This is a genomic window from Streptomyces sp. NPDC001348, assembly GCF_053597535.1.
The window spans coordinates 327,626-336,839 of sequence record NZ_JBSFIK010000004.1 but is presented as its reverse complement, the minus strand read 5'-3'; the positions used below and the strand labels follow the sequence as shown (position 1 = coordinate 336,839).

General features: G+C 74.2%; 6 protein-coding genes. 3 read left to right on the top strand and 3 right to left on the bottom strand.

Annotated features, from left to right (window positions below):
• Positions 1 to 1,209 (top strand): MFS transporter (locus tag ACWC21_RS06730; RefSeq protein ID WP_450878799.1); only part of this gene is annotated, 1,209 nt, incomplete at its 5' end.
• A 23-nt stretch (positions 1,210 to 1,232) separates the two neighbouring features.
• On the opposite strand, the gene ACWC21_RS06725 is transcribed toward ACWC21_RS06730, so the two are convergent.
• A complete protein-coding gene (locus ACWC21_RS06725; protein ID WP_450878797.1) occupies positions 1,233 to 2,888 on the bottom strand; it encodes an ATP-binding SpoIIE family protein phosphatase in 1,656 nt (551 codons plus the stop codon).
• Between the two features lie 130 nt (positions 2,889 to 3,018).
• Positions 3,019 to 4,395 carry an NAD(P)/FAD-dependent oxidoreductase gene (locus tag ACWC21_RS06720; RefSeq protein ID WP_450878795.1) on the bottom strand — a complete coding sequence of 459 codons (1,377 nt, stop codon included), beginning with the start codon at positions 4,393 to 4,395 and terminating at the stop codon, positions 3,019 to 3,021.
• Between the two features lie 379 nt (positions 4,396 to 4,774).
• Between ACWC21_RS06720 and ACWC21_RS06715 the strand changes: the two genes are divergently transcribed.
• Both ACWC21_RS06715 and ACWC21_RS06710 read left to right on the top strand, forming a co-directional pair.
• Positions 4,775 to 5,551: a TetR/AcrR family transcriptional regulator gene (locus tag ACWC21_RS06715; protein ID WP_450878793.1), complete on the top strand. Its 777-nt coding sequence runs from the start codon at positions 4,775 to 4,777 to the stop codon at positions 5,549 to 5,551.
• A 217-nt stretch (positions 5,552 to 5,768) separates the two neighbouring features.
• Positions 5,769 to 7,454, top strand: coding sequence for an RNA polymerase sigma factor (locus ACWC21_RS06710; RefSeq protein WP_450878791.1), 1,686 nt, complete (start codon positions 5,769 to 5,771; stop codon positions 7,452 to 7,454).
• Here ACWC21_RS06710 and ACWC21_RS06705 read toward each other — a convergent pair.
• On the bottom strand, positions 7,441 to 9,214 hold a 1,774-nt coding region (locus ACWC21_RS06705), incomplete at its 5' end, for an ATP-binding protein (RefSeq protein WP_450878789.1). The two genes, ACWC21_RS06710 and ACWC21_RS06705, sit on opposite strands and share 14 nt — an antisense overlap.

Here is a 9,214-nt window from a genome sequence, read left to right as displayed (position 1 = left end):
CTCTACCTGTACGTCTATGTGGCGCAGGTGCGGGGGCTGGGAGCCATGACGGCGGGGCTCGTCCTCGCGGTCTTCGCCGTGGCCGCGCTGATCGTGCTGCCGTTCGCCGGCCGGGCGATCGTGCGGCGCGGTCCACTGCCGGTCCTGCTCGCCGCCCTGGTCATGGCCGCGCTGGGGGCGCTGAGCCTGGGGCTGGCGGCCGGCTCGGTGACCGTACTGCTGTCGGCGGCGGCGCTGGGGGCCGGGCAGGCGGTGATGCAGCCGGCGCTGGCGACGATGATCGTCGAGTGCTCGGCGGCGGAGACGCGGTCCCGCGCGTTCGCCACGCAGTTCTTCCTGCAGAACCTGGGGCTGGGGATCGGCGGTCTCATCGGTGGGCACCTCGTCGACACGACCCGGGTCTCCTCGTTCACTCTGCTGTTCGCGATCGAGGCGGCGATCTTCCTGCTGCTGGTCGTGATGCTGTCGACCGTGCGGATGCCGCACTCGCCGCGGATCGAGGACGCGCCGGCCGGGTCGGCCGGGGGCGGCTGGCAGCAGTTGCTCGGGAACCGGGCCATGGTGCAGCTGTGCGTGCTGGGTTTCGTGTTGTTCTTCGCCTGCTACGGGCAGTTCGAGTCGGGGCTGAGCGCGTTCGGTGTGGAGGCCGCGGGCATCTCCACCTCCGCGCTCGGCACCGCGCTGGCCGCGAACACGTTGATGATCGTCGTCGCCCAGTTCGCCGTGCTGAAGTTCGTCGAGCGGAGTCGGCGGTCGCGGGTGATCGCCGGTGTGGGGCTGATCTGGGCGGTGGCCTGGCTGGCCGCCGGATACGCGGGCCTCGGGCACGGCAGCCAGGAGATGGCGACCGCCGCGTTCGTGTCGACGTACGCCCTGTTCGGGCTGGGTGAGGCGATGCTGTCGCCGACGGTCGCCCCGCTCGTGGCGGATCTGGCACCGGAGGGCATGGCCGGGCAGTACAACTCAGCTTTCGCCCTGGTGAAGCAGCTGGCGCTGGCCGTCGGGCCGGCGGTGGGCGGACCGCTGGGTGCCTCGCTGCCCACCCCGTACATCATGACCTTCCTGCTGTTCTCCCTCGGCATCAGTGTGCTCGCGGTGCGGCTCGGCCGGTCGCTCACGGCTGCGCAGGACCGGCCTTGGACCGGTGGCCGCAGCCGGGTGGTGGCCCGCGGCGGCGCGAGTGCCGAGCCGGTGATCGCAGAGGCATAGGGCCCGTCCGGCCGAAGGTCGGCTCACGGCCGCGGCAGCACGAACTCGCACCACACCGCCTTCCCGCCGTCCGGCGTTCTGCGGGAGCCCCAGTTCGACGCGATGGTGGCCACGATGGCGATGCCCCGTCCCGATTCGTCGCCCGGTTCGGCGCGGCGGCGGCGGGGGAGGTGGTCGTCGCCGTCGGTGACCTCGACGATGAGGCGACGGTCGGTGCGGCGCAGCCGGAGGCGCATGGGCGGGGTGCCGTGCTGGAGGGAGTTGGCGACCAGTTCGGACGCGGCGAGGACCCCCAGGTCGTGGAGGTCGGCCGGGAAGCGCCAGCTGGTCAGCACCCCGGAGGCGAACGCACGCGCGCGTGGGGCCGCCTCGACGCCGCCGAGGAGTTCGAGGGCGGCGTTGCGGAAGAGTTCCCCGTCGGGGCCCGTGCGGGCGGGGTGCTGGAGGACGAGGACGGCCACGTCGTCGTCGTGGTCGGCGGTGACGCCGGCCGAGCGGACCAGGCGGTCGCAGATGACCTGGGGGGTGCCGGTCGCACCGGCGAGGGCACCCTCGAGGGATGCGATGCCGTCGTCCAGGTCCTCGTTCCGCCGCTCCACCAGGCCGTCGGTGTAGAGGACGGCGGTGGAGCCCGGGGTCAGCGGCACGGAGCCGGAGGCGTGCATCCAGCCGCCGGTGCCGAGCGGCGGGCCGGTCGGTTCGTCGGCGCGCCGGACGGTGCCGGTCTCGTCGCGGACGAGGATCGGCAGGTGGCCTGCGGAGGCGTACACCAGCCGGCCCTCGTTGGGGTCGTGGATGGCGTACACGCACGTGGCGATCTGGTTGGCGTCGATCTCCGCGGCGAGGCCGTCGAGGAGCTGGAGGATCTCGTGCGGGGGGAGGTCGAGGCGGGCGTAGGCGCGGACCGCCGTACGGAGCTGGCCCATGACGGCGGCGGCCCGGACGCCTCTGCCCATGACGTCGCCGATGACGAGTGCGGTGCGTCCCCCGCCGAGGGTGATCACGTCGTACCAGTCGCCGCCGACCGCGGCCTCGGTGCCGCCGGGCTGGTAGGTGGCGGCGATGCGGAGGTCGTCGGGCTGTTCGAGTTCCTGCGGGAGCAGGGAGCGCTGCAGGGTCACCGCCGTCTCGCGCTGGCGGCGTTCGCTGGCGCGCAGCCGGGCGGCGGCCTCGGCGTGGTCGGTGACGTCGGTGGCGAAGACCAGAACGGCGCCGCCGGCGCCGGCGTGGTCCGCGCGCTCGGCGACGGGGGTGCAGGTGAAGGTGTAGGAGCGGCCGTCGACGGCCTTGCGGGACTTGAGCGTGCGGGGTCTGCCGCTGCGCAGGACCTGGTCGAGGAGGGGCAGCAGGCCGAGTTCGGCCAGTTCGGGGAGGGCTTCGCGCGCGGGTGCGCCGAGGGGGCGTACGCCGAATGCCGCGGTGTAGGCGTCGTTGACGTAGGCGATGCGGTGGTCGGGACCTTGTACCAGGGCCACGAGGGCGGGGACGCGGTCGAGGACCTCGCGCGCGGGCAGTTCGTCGACGGCGGGTACGGGCGGTGCGCCGTCGGTCGGTTGTTCGGCGCGGGCGGCGGGCACGATGCCTTCTCCTGGCCGGTCCGGGGAGACCGCGTTCTCGGTCCGCGCCGATGCGCGGCGCTGTGTTCCGGGGAGCCGGGCGCTCCAGCGCGTGAAGTTCACAGTGGGGAAAGCCTCGTGGGTGCTGAGGGCGGGCGGGTGCCCGTCCGAGATCGTGGGGCAGTCTGACAGGTGGCCGTCCGCGGCGACATCCGTCAGACGCCGATGCGGGCCGTGTAGTTCCTGGGTCCGGTCAGGACGACCCCTTCGGGTTGTCCTCGGGGCGGTGAGGAGGCTTTCCACCGGCCGCCAGTTCGAACTCCGCACGGGGGTGTTCGAGCGATCCCAGGGAGACGATCTCCCGTTTGAAGAGTCCGGCGAGGGTCCACTCGGCGAGCACTCGGGCCTTGCGGTTGAAGGTGGGCACCCTGCTGAGGTGGTAGACGCGGTGCATGAACCAGGCGGGGTAGCCCTTCAGCTTGCGTCCGTAGACCTGTGCGACCCCCTTGTGGAGCCCGAGGGAGGCGACGGAGCCGACGTAGCTGTGGGCGTACGTCTCGAGGGGTTCGTCGCGCAGTGTGTGGACGATGTTGTCGCCGAGGAGCTTGGCCTGGCGGACCGCGTGCTGGGCGTTGGGGGCGGTGAGGGTGCCGGGTTCGGCGGCGGTGACGTCGGGGACGGCGGCGGCGTCGCCGGCGGCCCAGGCGTGTGCGGTGCCGTCGACGGTCAGCTGCGGGGTGCAGGCGAGCCGGCCGCGCTCGCCCCGTGGCAGGTCGGTGGCGGCGAGCAGGGGGCTGGGTTTGACGCCGGCGGTCCACACGACCGTACGGGTGGGGAACCGCTGGCCGTCGCTGAGCACGGCGACACGGTCGACGCAGGAGTCCAGCCGGGTCTCGAGCAGGACCTGGATGCCCCGGCGGCGCAGTTCGGTGACGGTGTAGCGGCCCATCTCCTCGCCGACCTCGGGCAGGATCCGGTCCGAGGCCTCGACGAGGATCCATTTCATGTCCTCGGGCCGGACGTTGTGGTAGTAGCGGGTGGCGTACCGGGCCATGTCCTCGAGTTCGGCGAGCGCCTCGACCCCGGCGTAGCCGCCGCCGACGAAGACGAAGGTGAGGGCGGCGTCGCGGATCGCGGGGTCGCGGGTGGAGGAGGCGATGTCCAGCTGCTCGATGACGTGGTTGCGCAGGCCGATGGCCTCCTCGACGGTCTTGAACCCGATGCCGTGCTCGGCGAGGCCGGGGATGGGGAGCGTGCGGGAGACGGAACCGGGGGCGAGGACGAGTTCGTCGTAGGCGGCCTGTTCGACGGGGCCGCCCTCCTCGGTGGCGAGGGTGGTGAGGGTGGCGGTGCGTTGCGCGTGGTCGATGGAGGTCACCTCGCCGACGACGACATGGCACTGGTCCAGCACGCGGCGGAGCGGTACGACGACGTGGCGAGGGGAAATAAGACCGGCGGCCGCTTCCGGGAGGAACGGCTGGTACGTCATATAGGGGTCGGGAGTGACGACAGTGATGTCGACGGCACCCTGCCTGAGCTCCCGTTTCAGCTTTCGTTGCAGCCGCAGGGCCGTGTACATCCCGACGTAGCCGCCGCCGACAACGAGAATGCGCGCACGTTCCTTCACCATCCCATGACGCACCCGACTCTGTTGTTTGTCCACAGCCCCGACAATTTGTGTGACCGGCGCGCGGGCGTGCGCCGGGTTGGCCGGTTCGGTGGATCGGGGCGAAAGTGGGCAGGTCAGAGCAGTCGGACCGGGCGGTGCGAGGGTGCGGAACCGGGACGTATGCGCCGCCTGCTCCGATCGGGGGGCGCTCCGTGCGGAACCTGCCCCTTCTGAATTGACAGTCTCTCAACTATGTTCGTGTCCACGGGGTGTAGGGCATGTGGTCGAACGGGTCCGCGACGGACGGTCCGGTTCGGGGAACGGCACCTGATCCGAGCACTCCGGAATTCAGTGGCGGGGAAAGTCTCCGGGGGGAGACGTCATTACCGGGGGAACACTCATGCATGTTCAGGGCACTCATTGGGCATCCGCGTCCGCCATCGCGCCCGGTGGCACGGCGGTGGGCGGGGCGATGACCGCGGCGGCGGGCGACGGACGCGGGCACGGTCCGCGGACGACGCCGCTGCGGGTGGACGCACAGCGCAACCTGGAGCACGTGCTGCGTGCGGCGCGCGAGGTCTTCGGCGAGCTGGGTTACGGCGCGCCGATGGAGGACGTGGCGCGGCGCGCGCGGGTCGGCGTCGGCACGGTGTACCGGCGCTTCCCGAGCAAGGACGTCCTGGTGCGGCGAATAGCCGAGGAGGAGACCTCCCGGCTGACCGACCAGGCGCGTGCGGCGCTCGGTCAGGAGGACGAGCCGTGGTCGGCGCTGTCCCGCTTCCTGCGCACGTCGGTGGCGTCCGGGGCGGGGCGGCTGCTGCCGCCGCAGGTGCTGCGGGTCGGTGTCTCGGAGGACGGCGGCGACGTCGTGGCCGAGCAGGCCCGGGTGCCGCAGCAGCGGACCCAGCCGGGCGGCGGTGAGCTGCGGCTGGTGCCCGAGCAGCCGGCGGTGGTGGCCGAGGACGACGCGGGGGCGGCGGCGCTGCTCGACGTGGTGGGCCGGCTCGTGGAGCGGGCGCGCGCGGCGGGCGAACTGCGGCCGGACGTGTCGGTGTCGGACGTGCTGCTGGTGATCGCGACGGCGGCGCCCTCGCTGCCGGACGCGGCCCAGCAGGCGGCTGCCTCGGCGCGGCTGCTCGACATCCTGCTGGAGGGGCTGCGGTCCCGTCCGTCGTGACGGCCGCGGGCGTTGCCCGGCATCCGGGCGGGGTGTGCCCAGGGGGTCACATCCCCTGGCGGGCCTTCCCCGTCCGGGTGACGCCGTACCGTGCGGCGGCGGGTCCGCTCGGACGGGTGGAAGTCCGTGCAGCGAAGCCCTCGGCGAAGGCCGCTGTGGCAGTCTGGCCCGGTGATCGGGTCGGGCTGGGCTGGGCTGGTGGCGGGGGCTTCGCGCGATGAGTGGTGACGGGCCGGACGGGTCTTTCGGTGACGGTGACGCGGAGACCGGCGGGCTGACCTCCCCGCAGGTCCCGGGCCAGGACGGTCGGGCTCGGTTGCCGCGGGACCGTGCCGAGGCCGGTGTCCCCGCCCAGCGCGAGGGTGGCCTCGTGCCGCCGCGGGGACGGCCGCCGGCCGACGGCGAGCTGATCGGGCGGATGCGTGCGGGCGACGACGGCGCGTACGAGGAGTTGTACCGGCGGCACGCGGACGCGGTCCGCCGGTATGCGCGTACCTGCTGCCGGGACGCGTACACCGCGGACGATCTGACCGCCGAGGTGTTCGCCCGCATGCTGCAGGCGGTGCGCGGCGGCTCCGGGCCGTCGCACGCCGTGCGCGCCTACCTGCTCACCTCCGTGCGGCGCGTCGCCGCGCACTGGGCGAAGTCGTCCCGGCGGGAACAACTGGTCGACGACTTCGCGGTGTTCGCCGCGCAGTGCGCGCGGGGGTCCGGGGACGGCGGCACGCTGGAGCCCGGTGCGGAGGTGCGCGCGATGCACGAGGCCGAGGAGTCCCTGGCGATGCGGGCGTTCCGCTCGCTGCCGGAGCGCTGGCAGGCCGTGCTGTGGCACACCGAGGTGGAGGACGAGTCCCCGGGCCAGGTGGCCGCCCTGTTCGGGCTGGACGCGGGTGGCACTCGGGTGCTCGCCAGCCGTGCCCGTGAGGGCCTGAAGCAGGCGTATCTGCAGGCGCACGTCAGCGCGGCCCTCGCCGGTGACGAGGACTGCGCCCGTTACGCCGACCAGCTCGGCACCTATGCCCGGCGCAGGCTGCGCGCGCGTGCCGAGCGGGGGCTGCGCAAGCACCTGGAGGAGTGCGCCAGGTGCCGGTTGGCGGCCGCCCAGATCGAGGAGATCGCCGGTGGCATCCCCGCCGTCGTGCCGGTCGCGGTGATCGGCTGGTTCGGTGCCGCCGGGTACGCCAAGGCCCTGGGGATCGTCGTGGGGGGTGCCGGGGTGGGCGCCGCGGCCGCTTCGGGCGGCTCGTCCGGCGGGGCCGGCGGGGGCGGGGGCGGGGCGGTGGTCTCGGAGGGTCTCGGCGCGCCGGTGAAGGCCGGTATCGCGGCCGGTGTGGTCGCCGTCGGGGTGGCCGCGGTGGCGCTCACCCTGATGAACCACGACGAGCCGGCCGTGCGGACGGCCGGGCCCCCGCCGTCCGCGCCCGCGGTCCGTCCCGGGCCCAGGTCGCCGGCCCCGGCGCCCCCGGGGAGGAAGCCGGCGCCCGCCCGGCGGGTGGCCGTGCCCGGGCAGGTCCCGAGCCCGGCCTCCGCTCCGGCCGCCCCTTCGGCTGTCCCTTCCGCCGCCGCCCCCGCGCACCGGCCGGACACCGGGCCGCCGCCTGCTTCGCCGTCCACCCCGGTGCCGGTTCCGGCACGGACTCCGCCGCCCCCGGCCGTGCCGAGCCCCAGTCCCCCGCCCCTGCCGGCGCCTCCCCCGCCGACGCCGGCGGTCTGCCGGTGGAGCGAGCTGCGGTACGACGTGGCGGTGGTCTCCGTCACCGTTGACCTGCGCGTCTCCTGCCCCGCCCACGACGCGGCGGTCGGCGTCCACGGCCTGACGCGGGGCCTCGACGGGGTGTCCTTCTCCGTCTCCGTCCCCCTCGCGGACCCGGCCCGGGCCCAGGCACGGTTCAGCCACCGGTAGCGGTCGGGGTCCTGCCCAGTTCGCGCAGTGCGTCGGTGACGGTGAGGGTGGCGCCCCGGTCCCGCTCGGCCCGGTAGCGGTCGCCGGGCAGGGTGGCGCGGGCGGCCGCGTCGATCCGCTCGGCCTCGGTGCGCTCCGGCTCGGGGCGCGGGTTGCCGCCGCGCCAGTGCTCACCGGCGGCGAACAGCCGGACGGCGCCCGCCAGGTCGCCGAGCCGGGCCAGCAGGTTCGCCGCGATGTCCACGAGAGTGGCCGTGATCGTCTCGGCGCACCGCTGTTCCATCGCCTCCCGCAGGGCGTCGGCGACGATCGGCAGGGCCCGCGCGGGGCCGGACTCGCCGGCCGTGATGAGGGCCTCCGTGGCGTGCAGTCCCGCCATGAACTGCGGCGGGGGTGTGCCGCGCCGTGCCTCCGCGCAGGCCTCCTCCCACAGCTCGCGGGCGTGGACGAAGTCCCCGTGGGCCTGCGTGAGGTGTGCCCGCAGCAGCAGGATGAACCCCCGGGCGTCCGTCACCCCGTACCGTTCGGCCGCCACGCCCGCCTCTTCCAGGCCGGCCAGCGCCTTCTCCCGGTTCCCGGACCGGTGGTCGATCTCGGCGAGGCGGGCGAGGAGGAACGGCGACTCGGTGTGGGCGCCCACCTCGTAGGCGAGCCGCAGCCCCTCCTGGTACTCGCTCCCGGCCTCGTCGAACCGGCCGCGCGCCATGGCCGCCTCGCCCGCCGCGCTGCACACCTGCGCCCGCATCCAGCGGTCCCCCACGCGTCGGGAGAGCGTCCGCAGCTCCGCCAGGTCGTCGTCCACTCCCTGCAGGTTGCCGGGCGAGTCGACGACCATGTGGGTGCGGAACATCAGGAGGGTGCCGATCTCCCAGTCACCGCCGTACCGGCGGCAGTTGGCGACCGCCTTGTCGAGGACGGCCCGGATGTCGCGCATCGGGCCGCCGTCCAGGTAGTAGCCGGTCAGCGGCCAGACGAGGCCCGGCATCCGGGCGGCCCGCGGGCCGCCGCCCTCGAAGGCCTCCCGTACCCGGGCGATGTAGGCGGGTCCCCGTTCGTCCGCCGCGAGGTCCGGGGTGCCCGCCTCGGACGTCAGGAAGAGATGCAGCATCCGCAGATCCATGCGCAGGTCGTACCGGGGGTGCCCGGTCTCCCCGTCCGGGGCTCGGAGCAGGGCGTCGACCGGGTCGGCGGATACGGCCAGGGAGGCGAGTTCCGCCGGCGCGGTGCCTTCCGGGGCGGTGTCCAGGGCGACGCCGAGGCGCAGTACGCGCTGCACCCACTCCACGGCCTCCTGGCGGTAGTTCCGCAGCCACCAGAACCAGCCCATGCCGAGGGCGAGCGCGCCGGCCTCCTCCTCGTCACCGGTGCGGACCGCCCGGTCGAGGGCCGCGCGGATGTTGTCGAGCTCGGTCTCGAGGCGGGTGATCCACGGCAGTTGCTCCGCGGACCGCAGCAGCGGCTCGGCCTCCTCGACCAGCGCGCGCACCCACGCGCGGTGCCGTCGCTCGGCGGTCGCGCGCCGACCGGGGATCTCGGCGGCGCGCTCGGTGGCGTACTCGTGGATGGTCTCCAGCATGCGGTACCGCATGCCGCCGCCCCGCTCGCACGGTGCGGCCACGATCAGGGACTTGTCGACCAGTGCGCCGAGCAGCTCCGCCACCGGGCCGGTGCACACCGCCTCCGCCGCCGCGAGGTCCCAGCCGCCGGCGAACACCGCCACCTCGCGCAGTACCGTCCGCTCCGGCTCCTCGAGCAGTTCC

Excerpts from the sequence above, each read along its gene's own strand:
- ACWC21_RS06720 (WP_450878795.1), bottom strand. The coding sequence starts at position 4,395 with ATGGTGAAGGAACGTGCGCGCATTCTCGTTGTCGGCGGCGGCTACGTC.
- ACWC21_RS06715 (WP_450878793.1), top strand. The coding sequence starts at position 4,775 with ATGCATGTTCAGGGCACTCATTGGGCATCCGCGTCCGCCATCGCGCCC.
- ACWC21_RS06710 (WP_450878791.1), top strand. The coding sequence starts at position 5,769 with ATGAGTGGTGACGGGCCGGACGGGTCTTTCGGTGACGGTGACGCGGAG.